Origin of the sequence: Clostridium sp. OM05-9 (assembly GCF_003481465.1) — a bacterium.
Classification (GTDB): domain Bacteria; phylum Bacillota; class Clostridia; order Lachnospirales; family Lachnospiraceae; genus Coprococcus; species Coprococcus ammoniilyticus.
In genome coordinates this window covers 169494-187247 of record NZ_QULF01000005.1, presented here as the reverse complement: position 1 = coordinate 187247, position 17754 = coordinate 169494, and the positions used below count along the sequence as shown (strand labels likewise).

At 42.2% G+C, this 17754-nt stretch carries 20 protein-coding genes; 1 reads left to right on the top strand and 19 read right to left on the bottom strand.

Features of this window, described 5'->3' with window-relative positions; all coding sequences use genetic code 11:
- Positions 1-4 precede the first annotated feature (4 nt).
- Positions 5-592, top strand: a complete 588-nt coding sequence (locus DXB77_RS09770; RefSeq protein ID WP_117807998.1) for a GNAT family N-acetyltransferase — start codon at positions 5-7, stop codon at positions 590-592.
- Here DXB77_RS09770 and DXB77_RS09765 read toward each other — a convergent pair.
- The 19 genes from DXB77_RS09765 to proS form a co-directional block, all read right to left on the bottom strand.
- A complete protein-coding gene (locus tag DXB77_RS09765; RefSeq protein WP_118663126.1) occupies positions 579-1160 on the bottom strand; it encodes a thiamine phosphate synthase in 582 nt (193 codons plus the stop codon). The two genes, DXB77_RS09770 and DXB77_RS09765, sit on opposite strands and share 14 nt — an antisense overlap.
- Positions 1153-2412 carry a 2-iminoacetate synthase ThiH gene (gene thiH / locus DXB77_RS09760; protein ID WP_118663125.1) on the bottom strand — a complete coding sequence of 420 codons (1260 nt, stop codon included), beginning with the start codon at positions 2410-2412 and terminating at the stop codon, positions 1153-1155. The genes DXB77_RS09765 and thiH overlap by 8 nt, the downstream gene beginning before the upstream one ends.
- Before the next feature lie 13 nt (positions 2413-2425).
- The gene (locus DXB77_RS09755) at positions 2426-3190 is read right to left on the bottom strand and encodes a thiazole synthase (protein ID WP_021944230.1); all 765 of its coding nucleotides are present in this window, start codon (positions 3188-3190) and stop codon (positions 2426-2428) included.
- Positions 3191-3411: 221 nt separating this feature from the next.
- Positions 3412-4065 carry a sulfur carrier protein ThiS adenylyltransferase ThiF gene (gene thiF, locus DXB77_RS09750; RefSeq protein WP_118663124.1) on the bottom strand — a complete coding sequence of 218 codons (654 nt, stop codon included), beginning with the start codon at positions 4063-4065 and terminating at the stop codon, positions 3412-3414.
- A gap of 3 nt (positions 4066-4068) precedes the next feature.
- A complete protein-coding gene (thiS, locus tag DXB77_RS09745) occupies positions 4069-4263 on the bottom strand; it encodes a sulfur carrier protein ThiS (protein ID WP_181986512.1) in 195 nt (64 codons plus the stop codon).
- Between the two features lie 378 nt (positions 4264-4641).
- On the bottom strand, positions 4642-5238 hold the full coding sequence (locus DXB77_RS09735; RefSeq protein WP_118663122.1) for a YitT family protein: 597 nt from the start codon (positions 5236-5238) through the stop codon (positions 4642-4644).
- A gap of 293 nt (positions 5239-5531) precedes the next feature.
- Positions 5532-6146: an L-2-amino-thiazoline-4-carboxylic acid hydrolase gene (locus DXB77_RS09730; protein WP_347559483.1), complete on the bottom strand. Its 615-nt coding sequence runs from the start codon at positions 6144-6146 to the stop codon at positions 5532-5534.
- Positions 6147-6210: 64 nt separating this feature from the next.
- The gene (locus tag DXB77_RS09725; protein ID WP_118663121.1) at positions 6211-6702 is read right to left on the bottom strand and encodes a hypothetical protein; all 492 of its coding nucleotides are present in this window, start codon (positions 6700-6702) and stop codon (positions 6211-6213) included.
- A 139-nt stretch (positions 6703-6841) separates the two neighbouring features.
- Positions 6842-8209, bottom strand: coding sequence for an MATE family efflux transporter (locus tag DXB77_RS09720; protein WP_118663120.1), 1368 nt, complete (start codon positions 8207-8209; stop codon positions 6842-6844).
- A 256-nt stretch (positions 8210-8465) separates the two neighbouring features.
- The gene (locus DXB77_RS09715) at positions 8466-8681 is read right to left on the bottom strand and encodes a nucleotidyltransferase domain-containing protein (protein ID WP_118663119.1); all 216 of its coding nucleotides are present in this window, start codon (positions 8679-8681) and stop codon (positions 8466-8468) included.
- A gap of 248 nt (positions 8682-8929) precedes the next feature.
- Positions 8930-9886: a hypothetical protein gene (locus DXB77_RS09710; RefSeq protein ID WP_243100173.1), complete on the bottom strand. Its 957-nt coding sequence runs from the start codon at positions 9884-9886 to the stop codon at positions 8930-8932.
- A 112-nt stretch (positions 9887-9998) separates the two neighbouring features.
- Complete coding sequence (locus DXB77_RS09705) at positions 9999-10619, bottom strand: DUF6796 family protein (RefSeq protein WP_118663118.1); 621 nt, start codon at positions 10617-10619, stop codon at positions 9999-10001.
- A gap of 112 nt (positions 10620-10731) precedes the next feature.
- Positions 10732-11532: an MBL fold metallo-hydrolase gene (locus DXB77_RS09700; RefSeq protein WP_118663117.1), complete on the bottom strand. Its 801-nt coding sequence runs from the start codon at positions 11530-11532 to the stop codon at positions 10732-10734.
- Between the two features lie 6 nt (positions 11533-11538).
- Positions 11539-12186, bottom strand: coding sequence for an esterase (locus tag DXB77_RS09695; protein WP_118663116.1), 648 nt, complete (start codon positions 12184-12186; stop codon positions 11539-11541).
- 113 nt (positions 12187-12299) lie between these two features.
- Complete coding sequence (locus DXB77_RS09690) at positions 12300-13400, bottom strand: hypothetical protein (protein ID WP_118482966.1); 1101 nt, start codon at positions 13398-13400, stop codon at positions 12300-12302.
- Positions 13401-13430: 30 nt separating this feature from the next.
- Positions 13431-13715 carry an antibiotic biosynthesis monooxygenase family protein gene (locus DXB77_RS09685; RefSeq protein ID WP_181986511.1) on the bottom strand — a complete coding sequence of 95 codons (285 nt, stop codon included), beginning with the start codon at positions 13713-13715 and terminating at the stop codon, positions 13431-13433.
- Between the two features lie 115 nt (positions 13716-13830).
- Positions 13831-14193, bottom strand: a complete 363-nt coding sequence (locus DXB77_RS09680) for a VOC family protein (RefSeq protein WP_117807987.1) — start codon at positions 14191-14193, stop codon at positions 13831-13833.
- Positions 14194-14375: 182 nt separating this feature from the next.
- The gene (locus DXB77_RS09675; protein ID WP_021944244.1) at positions 14376-15716 is read right to left on the bottom strand and encodes a CCA tRNA nucleotidyltransferase; all 1341 of its coding nucleotides are present in this window, start codon (positions 15714-15716) and stop codon (positions 14376-14378) included.
- A 475-nt stretch (positions 15717-16191) separates the two neighbouring features.
- Positions 16192-17628, bottom strand: coding sequence for a proline--tRNA ligase (gene proS, locus DXB77_RS09670; protein ID WP_117784559.1), 1437 nt, complete (start codon positions 17626-17628; stop codon positions 16192-16194).
- Between the last annotated feature and the right edge of the window lie 126 nt (positions 17629-17754).

Below are 17754 nucleotides of genomic sequence, written 5' to 3'. Positions count from 1 at the left end.
AAACATGATAAAGATTGAGAACTGGTCAACAGAAGATATAGAAAAATACAGCAGACTGATCGGGGAAGCATTTGCCGCATCTCCCGGAATCGCCGAGACGATTCCACATGATGACCTCGTCAAATCTTTCGAGATCATTACTGAATTCTATTACCGGATGGGTACGTTATATACAACCTCCGAAAAATATGAAGGCTTCCTCGCATACTGGGATAAGAATACCAGACAGCCCCTCGGACCTGCTCTGCATATGATCCGGAGAATGCTGCGCGAGATACCATTTAAATCATTATTAAATATCGCAACCGGATCAAACGAGCAATATAAGAAATTATACCGCAAAGAAAAAGATTATATCGCCGTCTCGATGGTAGTCGTCTTACAGGCTTATCAGGGACAGGGCTTCATGAAGAAGGTTCTGGAGCTGCCATTTGCAGAAGCCGCCAAACGTGGCTGCCCCTGCATCCTTGACACCGACAACATCCAAAAGGTTGTCAAATACGAACATTGCGGCATGACGAAAACTGCCGAGAAGAAGATGGCACATGATATTACTCTATATACCATGGCATATCTTCCTACATCCGCATAAATCCTGACATCATACAACCGCCTGCCGCACCGGCTTCCATCACCTGTAGCAGGCGTTCTTCATTGATTCCACCGATCGCATATACCGGGACCGGACAATTCGCACAGATCTCACGAACAAATTCCAGCCCTCTGCCCTTCAGCCCTTTCTTACATTCTGTCTCAAATATCGTTCCAAGCACAATCTGTGTCGCTCCGCTCTTAACTGCAAGCTCGACATCCTCCATGCTGTGACAGGACACACTGATCTTTTTAAAATTCGTTGTCAGCACATCACGCTGAACATCCGGCAAATCCTGCAACACAGGAATCGACAAATGAATATTCTCACAGCCAAGTCTTTCTGCACTCTCCATTCTGGAATGCAGAAAGACAGGTATGCCTGCCTCTCCATAAAGCTCCAGAACCTTGTCAGCCAGCTTTTCATATTCCATATCAGACAAATCTTTTTCCCGCAGGATCAATGCATGCGGATGCACCTGCGAAACCTTTTGAAGCTGCTCCAGAAAATCTCCGTTTACCAGCGCGCGATTGGTGATCACGATCGCATGCTCATAACATTTACACATAAATATAATCGTTTAAGACCGGCTGTAAGCCGCCCTTCTCCATATCCTGATACATGGACGTAAAGGAACGATCATCGTTGATCTCGAACTGCTCATCTCCTACATCCGAATCTTCCTTACCTTCGTATTTCTCCTCATGATCACCGATTCCGGTCGATACTCCGGCAGAAACCTTTGTTGCACAGATCTTCGTAATGCCGTTTCGGAATGTTGCGCTCTCACGGCTCGATACCGTGATTCCGGCAAATGGCAGGAACATCCGATATGCACAGAGCACCTGACAGAGCTCCTTCTCACCTACATCCCTTGGATTGATCTTCTCATTATTCACGATTGGACGCAAACGCGGGCAGCTCAATGATAATTCTGCATGTGGGTATTTGCGGTTGATATAATAGACATGAAGTGCCGTTGCCAGTGCATCCTTTCTGAAATCATCCAGTCCCAGAAGTGCTGAAAATCCGGCTCCACGCATGCCGCCCATCAGCGCACGCTCCTGCGCATCAAAACGATATGGCCAGACGCGCTTGTGTCCCATCAGATGTAAGGTCTCGTATTTGTCCGTGTTGTATGTCTCCTGAAAAACAGTCACATAATCAACACCACATTCATGCAGATATTTGTATTCATCCACATTTACCGGGTAGATCTCGATTCCGATATTCTTAAAATATTTTCTTGCGATCTTCACCGCTTCCCCGATATATGTAACATCCGAATATGCCCGGCTCTCGCCTGTCAGGATCAGAATTTCTTCCATGCCGGTATGCGCAATAACCTGCATCTCATGCTCGATCTCCTCCATCGTCAGCTTCTTCCGGCGGATGTTGTTATAACAGTTGAAGCCACAGTAAATGCAGTAGTTCTGGCAATAGTTTGCAATATAAAGCGGTGTGAAGATATAGACTGTATTACCAAAATGATTCTTCGTGATCTCCTCTGCTTTTCTCGCCATCTGTTCCAGATACGGTGCTGCTGCCGGTGACAGCAATGCCTTAAAGTCCTCGATCGTACAGCTCTCATGGGACAGCGCACGTTCTACATCTGCCGCAGTATAGGAATCATAGTCATATGCATCCATAGCCGCAAGTACTTTGTCCTTGATATCCGAATCAATCACCTGCATGCCTTCCATATATTCCATATGATTTGTCCGGAACGATGCATCCTGTTCCAGACGATGCTTGCGCGCTAGCGCTTCCTGTGGAAGCTTGTCACTGTCAACAAAATATACCTGATTTTCTTCGTTCATTTCCGACTGCCTCCTAACGCAAGAAACCTGTCAAAGGATCGGAAGCACTTCCGCCTCTTGCAAGGACACGACCCATTCCGGTCAGGTATGCTTTTCTTCCTGCTTCGATCGCAAGTTTAAATGCTGCTGCCATCTCCGGTACATCACCTGCTGTTGCGATGGCTGTATTTGCCATGATCGCAGCCGCACCCATTTCCATTGCTTCACATGCCTGAGATGGTTTTCCGATGCCGGCATCCACGATGATCGGCAGGTCGATCTCATCGATCAATACCTGGATCATAGCCTTTGTCGCAAGCCCCTTATTACTTCCAATCGGAGCTGCAAGCGGCATAACAGCAGCCGCACCTGCATTCTGAAGATCCCTTGCTACATTTAAATCTGGATTCATATATGGCAGTACCACGAAGCCTTCCTTTGCAAGGATCTCGGTTGCTTTCACAGTCTCATAATTATCCGGAAAAAGGTATTTTGCATCACGCATGATCTCTACCTTTACAAAATTGCCGCAGCCCATTGCCCGGCTGAGCCTTGCGATACGGACAGCTTCCTCGGCATTTCTTGCACCGGAAGTATTCGGAAGCAGGGTAACTCCTTCCGGAATATAGTCCAGAATATTTTCACTTTCCTGTGTATTTGCACGTCGTAATGCAAGGGTGATGATCTCTGCCCCTCCCTGTTCGACTGCTGCCTTGATCAGATTCAGGTTGTATTTGCCTGATCCTAAAATGAAACGGCTCTTGAATTCCTTGCCGCCTAAGATGAATTTATCTTCCATGTTGTCTCCTTTTCTCTGCAGAGAAATAAATGTTAGAGTTATATATATTATAATACTCGTATACCTTGACATTACCAACCAAGGGACGCTTCCGCTCGTTGAGTCCTGCAGCGGTACTAAGATGCCGCTTATGCGCCATCAAGTACCGGCGGACTCAAATGCCCTTGTTTTGGTAAATCAAGGCATCCGGGTATCATGTAATCTCCAATTTTCTCTAACATTTATTTCTCCATTATCAATTGTAATACTTTGTTTGCCTCATGAGCTGCGCAGGCAGCTACCCGCGGAGCGATGAGTCCTATACCGTCGCCGACATCAGTGCTCTGATCTCCGCACACATACAGGCGGCGCATCATCTGGCGCGTTTTTATCGCATTCGTATCTGCATACCCTGCCATGCCATTTCCTGATACAACAGTTGCATCCGGACACTGCATCAGTAGTTCACGCACCAGCATCGCCTTCTGATCCGGTTTGTCAAATGCTTCACACACGATCGGATATGCACCGAATATCTTCTTTACATTGTCCGGTGTTACTTTCGTCTGCACAGTCTCATACGTCAGATATGGATTGATCTGATACAGGGTTTCGAGCAGGGCTTCCGTCTTCGGTTTCCCAAGCTGGAATATAAAGTACATCTGACGATTGAGATTCGTCACATCCACCACATCAAAATCCACCAACAGCAAATGTCCAATGCCACTTCTTGCAAGCATGACTGCGATATTTGACCCAAGTCCACCGATACCTGCAACAGCCACCTTCGCCGCACGTAACTTCACCTGCATCTCTTTCGGAAATCTTGCATCAAATGCACGATCCAGTTCTTCCTGCGAGATTAGTTCCTGCATTTTCTTCTGCATCTCTGTCATGTCTCAACCTCCGCCAACAAATCGTAATACTTCGATCACATCTTCATCCTGAATGATCGTATTGCCAAGTTCATCTTTTGGAATAATGTCGAGATTCCGTTCTACAACGACACGTTCCGGCTCAAATCCGGCTTCCTTCAAATATTTCAGAAGATTCTTACCGGCAATCTCTTTTTCTTCACCATTGATTTTTACCATGTATGTTCTCCTATCTTTCATAATTACACATTTTCTGCACTACAGGACATATGCCCTGTAACACAAACAGGCACCGGATCATACAACCATAACGTATGATCCGGCGCCTGTTATCTTCCTTGTGAAAAGTGGTGCCCCCAGTTCACAAATATTCATATAAAATTATTTTACCTTATGCAGGGTGTTTGTGCAAGGACTTATTCATTTCACTATTGCAAACCGGAGTTTATTAAAGACGATTACCACTCATCTACTTCTATAAGTTTTTCCTGCAATGTCTCCTCAAGATCTGTAAAACCTGCAATACTTCCCAGGCAAGTTCAAAAGTCAGATTAAACTGAACGGTAACACCCATTCGATATATAGCATTGCTGTCTGCTAGATCAAAATCTGCTTTGCCTTGCCATTTGTAAATTGTATAACCGGTCCTGAAATTATAACTGTGATGATCGTACATGCTCCAAACTTTCCTCCCAAAAGCACGCCTGTCACGACCATTAAAATATCTAATATCATACGAACGATCTTAACCTGCCAGTTATTTTTCTCTGCCAATGCAAAGGTTACTGCTTCATAAGAACCTCTGCCAAGAGATGCAGATGCATACAAACCTGTTCCAACTGCAAATAAGATCACCCCTGCCAGCATAATGAAGAAATTTATCCACATATATTTGCTGTATATATGGCATTTTGCAAACAAATCCACACACCCACTGTACACAACCTGATACAAAAATGTTCCTATATGAATCTGCGACCTGTCATAAATAGCTGCAAATAAGATCATCACAATAGCTACAACAAACGAAGCCATTCCGATACTTATATGAAATGTTTCTGAAATACCCTGCCACAAAACTGCAAGTGTTGCGCCTCCAAATCCCGCATACAAGGCAAGTGTGATTCCATAAGCTGCAATAACAGAACCTACTATAATTATCACTATTTTTTTCAACCCGTTCTTTGATGACATTATGTTCTTCCTCCATCTTCTGTAATTACATAAATAAAAAAGACTATAGAGCATACTGTTATGTTCAGAAACAGCAAAATCTATAGTCTTCTTTAACGCCGAGACGAGCATTTATATTGTTCTATATATACTGCATTGTATTGTTTTTGTCAATTTCCTTACTTCTTTATCATTCCAATTTATTTTTCACTTGACTATAATTTCATTTTTTTGCTAAATACGAAAGTTGCAAAAGACAAATGCACAAATGAAATCCAGAATGAAGATGCGCAGATCGTTGAGAATGCAATGTATTAAATTCTGGTCACATGGAAATTACAGCAGTCATCCCCCTGTGCCAGCGTCTTCGTCCGATGTAACTGCCCGCCTTCATTCCGGTAATTCCGCTCATCCATATTGCACAGACACGGAACAAATTCAAAACAGTTTTCCCTCTTACCGAGCTTACAGATACCACATTCCGTATATGTATTATAGAATTCATCGATTCCTTTTTCGTAATGGAATTTCCAGTCAAGCTCATATTTTGATGTCTGGCTTGCTATACTTTCCTGCACTTTTTTATCCTGTACCTCATCTGTAAATAACGTACATTTTTTATTTGCATGTGCCTTCACCATAAACGGTGAGTCAAATACGGCAGTTACCATCTCGTTTACAACATCGGGATCAATCTTATCCGGCTCTGCTTTATGTAAGGAGAAAACAAATGCTGCAATATACAGATTCATTTCCAACGAACTGCCCCCTATGTCCGGGGTTCTCAAAAGCATCGCCTTGAATTCACGTTTTACCTTTTTCTTGTAGTCTTTCATATCCATATCCGGGTATATCTCTGCAAGTCTGGCTAAGGCTGATTTAAAACATAACAATTCTACTGCTTTTGCATAAATTCCGTATTTCAGCACACTTATCATCTATCCTTTCGTTTTCCAATGGCTCTTATTTCTTCAGGATCTGTGCGATCTCACTTTAAAAAAGTGTACAGATCCATGCAACTACAGCACAGATCGGAATATAAATAATGAAATGCAATATGTGTGTCTTCTTGTTATATCCGAACATATGCGGACCCACAACACCTTTCAGTTCCGGGTAGAAATGTGGGAAGAAGTTCGAATGACAGAGAAGCACCCAGTCAAAAAAGCAGATATCATAGATCTCCATGCAATAAAGCATGATAAGGAATCGTGCAAAGAAATTTAAAAATCCATAATCATTTTTTACACCATCCCATACGCCTAGAACAACCGCACCTATAAACATAAGAAGTGCGATTACTTCTATGATCCAGCCGATTGCATGTGCACCACGGAACCGCTCTTTTGAATCAGGAATGACTTCCAGATTCTCCTTTGGTGCAGACGAGAAAAACCTCTTATCCTGAATAAAACCGACTACTCCATATAAAATGAGGAAATACGCCACCCAAATCATAACCGTTGCAACTATCGTTATCACCATTTTACTCTCAACCTCCTAAGTACTTTGAGTTAGTTCTATCTAACGATTATTATAGCATACTGACTTATAATTACAAGCCACTTTCCCCTTATAATTCCTTATATAAAAAGACGGGAGCCTGTGCTCCCATCTTCATAACCTAACTTAATTTTTCTACCTTGTTTCTCTGTATTTTCTTCAAAAATACATATCCCGCTAAGCATGAGACAAATTCCGTAATCGGGAACGCCCACCAGATCAACGATACATTCATCTGACCATTTCTGACAAATACAGAGAAGACGCCTGCAAGCGGCAATATGATAACTAACTGCCTGAGAAGTGATATGATCAGGGACTCAAGTCCGCCATTTAACGCCTGATAGATTCCCTGATATGCCACATTGATTCCGGCAAATACAAAACTAATTGAAATAATTCTCATTGCACCGATAAAATACTCTCTTGACTGACCTGCATTGAACAGCGAGGCAAAGGCATTTGGAAAAATCTCTGTAATGAGAACACCCAGGATCATCAATGCTATAGTATAAATAAGCCCATAGCGGATTCCATCTTTGATCCTTTTATTGCTTCCCATGCCATATGCAAAAGCTATGATCGGCGTGATCGCATCTCTCAGTCCAAATGCAAGGAACAATACAAACTGCTGCACCTTATAAAACAATCCATATGCCGTCTGGGCGGAAGGATTGAATTTTAAAATAAGATTCATCGCATAAACCATAATTGACATAAGTGCCTGTGCAATGATTGCAGGAAGACCAATGGAATAGATTTCTTTCATAGTTCTGGCACTCGGCTTCATATGTTTTATTCCATGTTCAAATTCCTTATTTAACTTCAAATGAAATACCAGAAGCAAACCGGCAGATACGATCTGTCCTATGACGGTAGCATATGCGGCTCCCGCTACTCCCATTTCCGGAACAGGGCCAATACCATAGATCATGATCGGGTCAAGAATAATATTTATAACAGCTCCCGCAACCTGACCGATTGTTGAATAAAGGGAACGTCCTGTTGCCTGTAATAATTTTTCAAATAATGAAAAGAAGACAATGCCAAAGGACAACACACAGCAGATCCGCAAATATGCTGTTCCCATCGAGATAACTTCCGGATCAACGGTCTGAGATGAGATGTAGGCTTTCACTCCAAAGATACCAAATAACAGACATACCACATAAATAATTCCACCAAGAAATAAGCTGTTGCCTGCGACTCTTGCTGCTTTTTTCATATCTCTCTGCCCAAGTGTCATGGCAAGAAGTGCATTTGTTCCTACACCTGTTCCGATTCCTACAGCCACCATAAGCATTTGAACCGGAAATACCAGTGTGAGTGCATTTAATGCCGCTTCACTCCCCACCTCCATATTGCCTACAAATGCACTGTCCACAATATTATAGACCGCCTGCAATGCCATCGATAAGATCATCGGTATTCCCATCTGAACCATCAGCTTATTTACCGGCATCTCCCTCATCTTATTACTTTCCGCCATCTTAATTTAATCCTCCTTTTTCACACAAAAAAAAGTGTGTACTTATCTTATAAGTTGGACTTACGCTGATAAGCTACACACTTTCTAATGGCAATATATAATTAAAAAAACGAGCAGCAAAACTGGATTTACGCATGTTTGCTACTCGTTCAAGACGTTATTATATTTCTCATTTTCGAAAAAGTCAAACGAAAAATTGGGATGGCTTTAATCCGACAATGCATCCAGTGAATTGCAGAAAGATAAAAACCGCCTGTTAAATTTCTCGTCCATATTGCCTGATATCCTCCAATAATAACTGATTCCTACAGGTATCCATATTCACTAAATCCACACTGAAAAGTGTTGACAATTCTTCCACTTTTTCAACAAGTGATTCAAAGTTATCCACACCCGAAACAGCAATATCAATATCGCTTCTTTCCAGTGCTGTACCTTTTGCCCTTGAACCATATAATATTACTTCTTGCACTACTCCACAATCTTAACTCTGCCCGACTTTCTTGGTTTGCTGTGTGGCTGCTCCTTTGATACATAACTTCCAGCCAGATGAGTGCGGTCAAAATGTGCCATATGAAACCAACTCCTTATCTGCTCTTATCCCGGACAAATAATGATCCGGCGTTTTTCTGTTACACTCATAGCATACATTGAAATATCGTGCGAAAAAAGTACGCACTTTTTTATTACATAGTCACCTTTTCGTAACCACTTACTTCATTAAAAAAGATCCAGCATATTATCCAGATAGACAGCCTCCCGGACGTGCAGTTGATATTCCGGTTTTGTCATATAATAAAGCAAAAATTCCAGGACCAACGCACTGCCAAGACTCCGCCCCTCAATCTTAAAATGAGAAAATCCCATCGGCAGATATGTTTCTTTTATATCATTGATTCCGATAAATCCCGGATTTGTCATTGCCTTTGAAAAACGATAACCGCCCATGACATCCGAAGCCGTACACTCATGCTCCGGGCAATCCTCTCCAAGATTCTTGCGACTGACCGTTTCATAACATTTGCGTCTGTCCTTACACCCAAAAGAACAACATTCATTACACAGGAATTCCACTTTATCCCTCTGCGACTGTGTCAGTGTTTCCCATTTGTCCCATGCCTTATTCAATCGGAAATCCGGCACAACATAACGGAAATCTGCCCGATCTGTCTCCTTTACCAACTCCTCAAAATCTGTCAGAACCTTTGTAGTCGATGATACAAAATAAAAACCCGGATATTGCTTTTTCAGGTAATCCAACAACAGCTCCGAATGCACGATCACCCCATTTTCTGCCTTTCCGTTTTTTTCAAATAATCTGCAAAGCTCGTTACATCTCTTATCTGCCAGATGCTCCTCGCAAAGCAGCGAGTTACTGAAGGTCAGCCGGGCTGAGATTCCATACTCGTCCATCAATTCCCGAACATCCTCCGGATCACAATCACCATATCCAACACGTCCGCCACCCCACAGGCAGTCCGCCGGAGCACCATAGATCGAACCGATCTCGCACCAGTCATAGAAATATTCTCTGTGCTCACGGAACAATGGCAGGAAGATACGATACAGCTCATAGAATTCGAACAGTCCCGGCAAATGATAATATGCTGTTTTATCTGTATGAATACCTGTATTTTTCGGTGCTTTACTAAATGTAATTGTAAATGGCTTCTGCATATATTACCTCATTTTATACCTTTTTTTACATTTTCCTTTATTTTATACTTTTTTACAAGATAATTTCTATAAAGTAAGAACGCCGATAGTTCCCGGCTCTCGAACGTGACCATTATATAAGAAAAAGCAACCCGGCAAACATGATCACCCCGATTACATTTGCTTTTGCCGGAAGTTTTGTTGGCAGGATCACGATTGCAAGCGGCAGCAGATTAAAAATACATGCCCATGCCGGAAGTGAAGTTTTTCCTGTCACAACAGCAATAAAAAATGCTGCCGCAAATACCAACATTCCCAGATATCCCAGATACATTGTATAACAGGTTGTCTTAAAGAAATCCCATACCGCGTGCAGAGCTTCTTCTGTCAGATTTAATTTTACAAAAAACCATTCAACCAGACAACAGAACAGATGATGCAATGCAAGATTGATAAACATGACAAGTGTTGCTATCAGCATGATCAGATAATATGTTTCTGAATACTGCTGCATCCAGTCACAAAGAGCTATGTATCCGAATATCTCAAGCGTCATTGCACACACGCCCAACAACATCGCAACCGACAGATTCTTCAGTGGCATTCCATGAAAGACTACCTTGGATTTTTCATAATCCTTAAAATTTGTCAGATCGACTTTTCCATTTGGAGCATATGTCAGAAATCCATCTGAAATCCCACACAATATATGCCCGATCAATGCCATCACCATAAATATTTTCCACTGTAACATAATATCTATTCTCCTTTATAAAAAAAATATGCCAATACAGTTAGCCTCTGCTAACTATATTAGCATATTCTTCATCAACCATGCAAATGCTTTCGCCGTCCGGAGCACCATATTAAATTATAAACGTTTCCAGATCATCCGGGATCAGAAGATTCCCACTGAAATATTTTCTTCCTTCTTCATAATACAATTCTTTTCGATGTGAAAGATTCCGATCCTCTGTATGATACAGCAGCAGATTTTTCACATGCAATTCTTCTGCAAACTCACAGGCATTTTTCACTGTTGAATGATGCTTCTCGTATGGATGGAATATATCCGCCTGACCATCCAGACAAAATGCTTCGTGCAACAACCATGTACTGTTCTCTGCATACTTCTTTTCACATGGATTGTATGGTTCATCTCCGCAGCAGGTTAATCTCTCTCCATCTCCCAGTTCCATGCAGAAACCGAACTGTTTCGCTTTTGTGGATTGGATATCAAAAAATGTAACCCGTTTATTCAAAATTTCAACAGACTCTCCATTTTTAACTGCTATCAGATGCAGCCGTTTACCGATAAAATCTGTCTCTTTCTTTGGCAGAAGTTTTCTGGCCAGATCAAGCAGCAGATCAATGACTTCATCATGTGCATATATCACAGCTTCGCCTTCATATTCGCCCTGCTTCATATGCTGGCATATCATACGGATCATCCATATGATACCCGTAATGTGATCGATATGTTTATGTGTCACAAAGATAGTTCTAACCTCTTTCCAGTCAATTCCAGCATGCTTTAACTGATGCAGAATGGCACTTCCACCGCCACCATCCACCATAAAATATTCCTCATTTTCCTGCAACACAAAACAGGTGTTATAACATTCCGTAACAAGTGCATTTCCTGTTCCAAGCATCGTAATATTCATAAAGTATCACCTTCTTCTGATCGTTCCTTTTGTTCTTTCCATCACCCATGCAAATGCCTTCGCCGTCCGGATTCCCGGTTCTTTAAAATGATTTCCCGAATTCCATTCCAGCATACTGTCAATCTCCTGCTCCTGCAGCCATCCATACAATTCCCGGATACAATCGCCTACCGCAGCCATAACCTGATTCTTCGTTCTTTCTTCCCGATCACCAAGACTCAGATAAACAGCAGGGCTTGCAATCCCATATTCTTTCACATACGAAAGAAATCCCGGAAACCAAACCGACGGGGATGCTGCCGCTATCCCGGCAAACCTGTCCGTCTGGCAGGATGCCCAAAGTGCAAACAGCCCCGCAAGGGAATATCCACCAAGATAATAAGTCTTACTTTCATCCTTACACAATTCCAATATCTGTGCCAGTAACGTCGACGCACCCTCGCCAAAATCTTCATTTCCAAATACAGCAGGTGCTCTCCACGGAGACAGATCCTGATTCCAGCTATCTACTTTAACTGCGACCATCTGAAATTCCAGAGAAGTCCTCTTCTTTATCTCTGAAACCTCATTTTCTATATCATGCACATCATGATCTCCCACTGGCTGAATCAATACAATATTTGCTTCCGGATCACCATATTTATATACAACCATTTTTGCTCTCCAAATTTAAGTATATTATTATAATATCTGAAACACCACCACTCCGCAAACACATAATATACTTCCCTTTCTCCTGAAATACCGGACAAAATAACGCTATCTGATCAAGGCACTTCGATTATATTGCTGACTCTGATATACGTTCCATTTATATATGCCTCAAGCCAGATCGATGTATCCGGATATGTATATTCTGCCGGCAGCTGCAATTCACCTCCTGCTGCTCTATCCAAAAGAAGCGAACCATCCCGCTCAATATGCCAGCCCAGATTATCATATCCTTCGACTTCATCTCTTGTGATCACGCCATTTTCATAAGTCAGTGTAAATGCTTCAACAACCGGTGTTTCTGCAATTAACTGATATCTGTGCGAAAAATACCGGATACTTCCAAATCTTCCGTTTTTCTTTTTATACACAACCGTTGCATCGCAGTCTCTGAAATTAATACCGGCTTCCCTGCCAACGATCGAGCCGGTTTCAGGGCCGGGTGTTCCAACCATACCTGATACATTTACATTTATCCAGTCTTCAGAACCATAAATTTCTCCGCCTGCAATTCCTACATACGTTCCTCCAGACACATATGCCTTTTCAAAAGTGATATTCTTCATCTGCAAGGAATAAGAATATCCTACAAATCCGCAATGTCCACCGTATTTTGTATCTATATGCATATTTTTTATTATATGATTTTGTCCATCTATAAGCCCCACAAATGTAGTGTGCTCAAGATATCTATCTGGTCTGTACCATCCGCCCATCGGAACCCATTCCAGACCGTCAAGATCTATATCCGCCTCAAGGTAGAGTTCCACGGAATCATTATACCCTTTGACTGCATTGACATAATACACAACTCCAGCCAGTTGTTCCTTTGTTTCTACATGAAACACGGGAGCATTTTCTAATGCCCAGTCCGTGTCCGCAATCTCCATGATCGAGCCGGTATCCCCATAATTTTCCCAGTCTGTTTTTGTCGGATCATAGTCCTTGTTGTTATAGGTTTTCAAGTTACCTCGTCCGGCAGCATATTCCGGATCTGGATACGGATAGTCCCCATAAACACTGTCCTCTGAGTCTGCATATGAATATTCTTCATAAGTACTGTCTTCCAGATCTGCATCTGTATAATTCTCATATATTGATCTTGGAATAAATATGCCGAAAAGCACTCCGAATATAATTATAAATATTTTCCACATAGTAATTTCCCCTTCCCAATTATATAAACCCTATCTTTTTGTTACTACTGTATCAAAGACATATTTTTCTTTTATCTGCTTTAACATCTCCATATGCGGCATCTGCAAATGCTTCTGCTGATCCTCCTCCGATTCCCATTCCTCTACGAGCAGCAGTTTGTCCGGATCTTCGACATCCTCATAATAATTATATGACACACATCCTTTTTCCTTCCGAATCTGATCTAAAATCCCGGATGCCATCACAGCCTCAACAAATTTCCCTCTCATCCCTGATTTTGTTGTATATCTGACAAGCAAAACGATGTTTTTCATTTTTTCTCTCCTGTTATTTATAATTTTATTAGTCATGCCTAACCTCCGTAATTATAGCATGCCTTTATTAAATTATAAATTTTCCGCCGCATATAGCTTCCTTGTCTGTTTCCGGTTACGTCGGCGTCCCAACCTCGATCAGATTTCCATCCAGATCATAGAAACGAACCACCTTCTGTCCCCAACTGTGAACCATAAGTGGATTTACATATTCAATCGATGGATATAACCGCTCCAGCTTTTCAACAAAAGCTTCGATATCCCGCTCCTCAAAATATAGCTCGGCGGAATTATTGTGGGATATCACATCTCTTTTTAGAAAATCTTTCCATATCCTCTCATCCTGCAATACAAGTCCTTCCGTCAGGATCAGATTTCCGTCATTATCTAATATTGGTTCGAGTCCAAACAGATCATGGTAAAATTGCTTTGACCGTTCAATATCTTTCACAACAATTAACACATTCCTCAGTCTCATTCCACACCTCCATATTTTTATCTGTTTTAAATGATTTCCGGTCTTTCACATAAAAAGTCACATTTACCTTCGGACTCAAACAGGCACTTGTATTTACCGGCACTATGCATCTCATTACGAAATCTTTGGTAATGTCAATATATAATTAACTGGATGCAGTTATAACTCCACCTTTATTTTTTCTATTTTCTAATATATGACTCTGCCATAGACAGCAGCGTTTCTCTGTTGTTCAACTCAGGACTGCCAAGCACCTGATTCAGAAGCTCCTGCAGGATATCGCCGATCTCTTTTCCCGGCTTTACGCCAAGTGCGATCAAATCCTTTCCATTGATGGCAAGCTGTTTAATCGTCAGACAATCTTTCGCATCCGTGATCTCCTGATACAATTTCTCCAGATGCTCGATGCTGCCTCTCCGTTCTTCTAACTTATAATCACTCTGCGCCGCCATATCCGCCCGGCGGATCTTGATATAATAAGGGAAGAAATCTGCTCCCATCCTGCTGAGTGCTTTTCGGAAGGTTGTCTTTTTCAACATCTCCCCTAAACCATAATCATGCCACAGCACCATCTTGCATACCAGATCTGTCGTTTCATTGTCAAACCGCAGTCTGCGAAGCACCTTACGGGCAATCTCTGCCCCCTTCTCATTATGTCCATAGAAATGGTCGATACCATTTTCATCCACGGTATGACATTCCGGCTTTCCCACATCATGAAGCAGCGCAGCCCATCTGCATACTGTAGTTGGCTCGATAACCTTAACTGCTTCCATTGAATGAACGCCTACATTGTATTTATGGTATGGATTATTCTGCGGCTGTTCCATCATTCGGTCAAATTCCGGCAGGATATATGCTGTTATGCCTGTCACATATGCTTCCATCAATTTCTCCGGATGCGCAGAAGTCAGCAATTTGTCAAGCTCCACGCGGATACGTTCGGCACTGATATCCTGTAAGAACTGTGCCCGCAGGATCATCGCCTTTCTGGTATCCCTCTCGATCGTGAAATCAAGCTGGCCTGCAAACCGGATCGCCCGAAGGATTCTCAGAGCATCTTCATCAAATCGTGCCAGCGGATCACCGACCGCCTTGATGACCTTATTGTCCAGATCATCCATTCCACCGAACAGATCGATCACACCTGCTGAAGGACTGTATGCCATAGCGTTGATCGTAAAATCCCTACGCTTCAGGTCTTCTTCTAAATTTGCAGTAAATTCCACAGAATCCGGTCTTCTGTGATCGGAATATTCTCCATCCACCCGGTAGGTGGTTACTTCATATGCCTCTTTACCAAACATAACCGTAACCGTACCATGCTTAATTCCAGTATCGATCGTCCGTCTGAATAACGCCTTTACCTGTTCCGGTCTTGCTGCTGTCGTAATATCCCAGTCTCCCGGTTCTCTGCCAAGAATACTGTCTCTCACACATCCACCAACAATATAGGCTTCATATCCGGCAGCTTCCAGTGTCTCTATTACCTTTTTCGCATTCTCCGGCATCCTGATCTCCATATCACAACCTCCTCCTTGGGTATTTCTATGCCTTTCTGTACACAATACCATTACTTTATTTTTTGATAGGGTATCTCTCATCTTCTCTTCTATTATACCCTATGATCTATCCTTCACTTGGGTATCACTTCTGTTTTCTAGCTGTCATACCCACGCGCCTACCCTTCGGCGGGGTATTAACAAGATTTTTCATCCAATATACCCTTAAGCGCCACCATCTACGCCATATTTCATGATTGCGCCACCATCTATGCCATATATTTCATGATATCAATTAAAAACAGCATATTCCATCCCAAATATATATTACATTAAAATAGGTGATAACAATCTATTAATATGTTTGTTATCACCTATTGCAAGTATCATAAATTCCGCAAAATCAAATACACTACTTATCTATCATCTGCTAATGGCTGGTCTTTCTTTTATCATACTTTGCCAAAGTATACCATCGTCTTTGCCGGTGTTCCTCTTAGTATGCCTTGCCAAAGTATACCATAGTCTTTGCTGGCTTACCGCAATGTACACAGACATCGGACAAATGCTCCTGCTCAAACGGCATACATCTGGTTGTTGCACCGGTCTCATCCTTGATCGCTTCCTCACAGGCTCTGTCGCCACACCACATAGCTTTGATGAATCCCTGCTTTCTTGTCAGAATGTCAGTGAATTCTTCCCAGTTATGAGCCTCATGTGTATTGGCATCTCTGTGAGCAGTTGCCTTTGCAAGCATGTCTGCCTGCATCTTCTCAAGGATCTCTCCAACTGCTTCTGTAATATTATCTAATGACACAACTGTCTTTTCTCTGTTATCACGACGTACGATAACTGCCTGACCAGCTTCGATATCCTTTGGTCCGATCTCGATACGAACAGGGATACCACGCATCTCCTGCTCAGAGAATTTCCAGCCTGGGTTCTTATTAGAATCATCCAGCTTAACTGTGAACTTCTCAGAAAGAGCTGCCTTGATCTCCTGTGCCTTTTCAAGAACGCCTTCCTTCTTCTGGTTGATCGGAATGATCATAACCTGTGTAGGAGCGATTCTTGGTGGAAGCACCAGGCCGCTGTCATCACCATGAACCATGATGATCGCGCCGATAATTCTGGTTGACATACCCCATGAAGTCTGGTGTACATACTGTAATTTATTATTTGCGTCTGTATACTGAACGCCAAATGCCTTGGCAAATCCATCTCCGAAATTATGGCTTGTACCGGACTGAAGTGCCTTACCATCATGCATCAGAGCTTCGATCGTATAAGTAGCCTCTGCACCTGCAAACTTCTCTTTATCTGTCTTACGTCCCTTGATCATAGGAATAGCCAGAACCTGCTCACAGAAATCAGCATAGACATTTAACATCTGGATGGTTCTTTCCTCTGCTTCTTCTGCTGTAGCATGTGCCGTATGACCTTCCTGCCATAAGAATTCCATCGAACGAAGGAAAGGTCTGGTTGTCTTTTCCCAACGAACAACTGAACACCACTGGTTATAAACCTTTGGAAGATCTCTATATGAATGAATGATATTCGAATACAGATCACAGAACAGAGTCTCTGATGTAGGTCTTACACATAAACGCTCCGGAAGTGGATCCAGACCACCCTGTGTTACCCATGCAACTTCAGGTGCAAATCCTTCTACGTGATCCTTCTCCTTCTGAAGAAGACTTTCAGGAATGAACAATGGCATATATACATTTTCTACGCCTATTTCCTTGAATCTTCTGTCGAGTTCCTTCTGTATATTTTCCCAGATGGCATAACCGGCCGGTCGTAAAATCATGCATCCTCTTACACTTGAATAATCTGTAAGCTCTGCTTTCTTTACAACATCTGTGTACCACTGGGCAAAATCTTCGTCCATGGAAGTAATAGCCTCTACTAATTTCTTTTCATTAGCCATCTCAATTTTCTCCTTTATATACTTATAAAATAATTCTATCGTGCAGCCTTTTAAATATGTCTGACATCTATACCTGTCCTTTAAAAAGTTACATACCTTCTGTCATTATATAGATATAACCTGATA

Bases quoted from the DNA above. Each gene is read 5' to 3' on its own strand.
- proS (WP_117784559.1), bottom strand. From the start codon at position 17,628: ATGGCTAATGAAAAGAAATTAGTAGAGGCTATTACTTCCATGGACGAA.
- DXB77_RS09700 (WP_118663117.1), bottom strand. From the start codon at position 11,532: ATGAATATTACGATGCTTGGAACAGGAAATGCACTTGTTACGGAATGT.
- DXB77_RS09680 (WP_117807987.1), bottom strand. From the start codon at position 14,193: ATGAGACTGAGGAATGTGTTAATTGTTGTGAAAGATATTGAACGGTCA.
- thiF (WP_118663124.1), bottom strand. From the start codon at position 4,065: ATGACAGAGATGCAGAAGAAAATGCAGGAACTAATCTCGCAGGAAGAA.
- DXB77_RS09710 (WP_243100173.1), bottom strand. From the start codon at position 9,886: ATGCAGAAGCCATTTACAATTACATTTAGTAAAGCACCGAAAAATACA.
- DXB77_RS09675 (WP_021944244.1), bottom strand. From the start codon at position 15,716: ATGGAGATCAGGATGCCGGAGAATGCGAAAAAGGTAATAGAGACACTG.
- DXB77_RS09695 (WP_118663116.1), bottom strand. From the start codon at position 12,186: ATGGTTGTATATAAATATGGTGATCCGGAAGCAAATATTGTATTGATT.
- DXB77_RS09735 (WP_118663122.1), bottom strand. From the start codon at position 5,238: ATGTCATCAAAGAACGGGTTGAAAAAAATAGTGATAATTATAGTAGGT.
- thiH (WP_118663125.1), bottom strand. From the start codon at position 2,412: ATGAACGAAGAAAATCAGGTATATTTTGTTGACAGTGACAAGCTTCCA.
- DXB77_RS09690 (WP_118482966.1), bottom strand. From the start codon at position 13,400: ATGTGGAAAATATTTATAATTATATTCGGAGTGCTTTTCGGCATATTT.
- DXB77_RS09770 (WP_117807998.1), top strand. From the start codon at position 5: ATGATAAAGATTGAGAACTGGTCAACAGAAGATATAGAAAAATACAGC.
- DXB77_RS09765 (WP_118663126.1), bottom strand. From the start codon at position 1,160: ATGTGTAAATGTTATGAGCATGCGATCGTGATCACCAATCGCGCGCTG.
- DXB77_RS09725 (WP_118663121.1), bottom strand. From the start codon at position 6,702: ATGGTGATAACGATAGTTGCAACGGTTATGATTTGGGTGGCGTATTTC.
- DXB77_RS09720 (WP_118663120.1), bottom strand. From the start codon at position 8,209: ATGGCGGAAAGTAATAAGATGAGGGAGATGCCGGTAAATAAGCTGATG.
- DXB77_RS09755 (WP_021944230.1), bottom strand. From the start codon at position 3,190: ATGGAAGATAAATTCATCTTAGGCGGCAAGGAATTCAAGAGCCGTTTC.
- DXB77_RS09705 (WP_118663118.1), bottom strand. From the start codon at position 10,619: ATGTTACAGTGGAAAATATTTATGGTGATGGCATTGATCGGGCATATA.
- DXB77_RS09685 (WP_181986511.1), bottom strand. From the start codon at position 13,715: ATGAAAAACATCGTTTTGCTTGTCAGATATACAACAAAATCAGGGATG.
- thiS (WP_181986512.1), bottom strand. From the start codon at position 4,263: ATGGTAAAAATCAATGGTGAAGAAAAAGAGATTGCCGGTAAGAATCTT.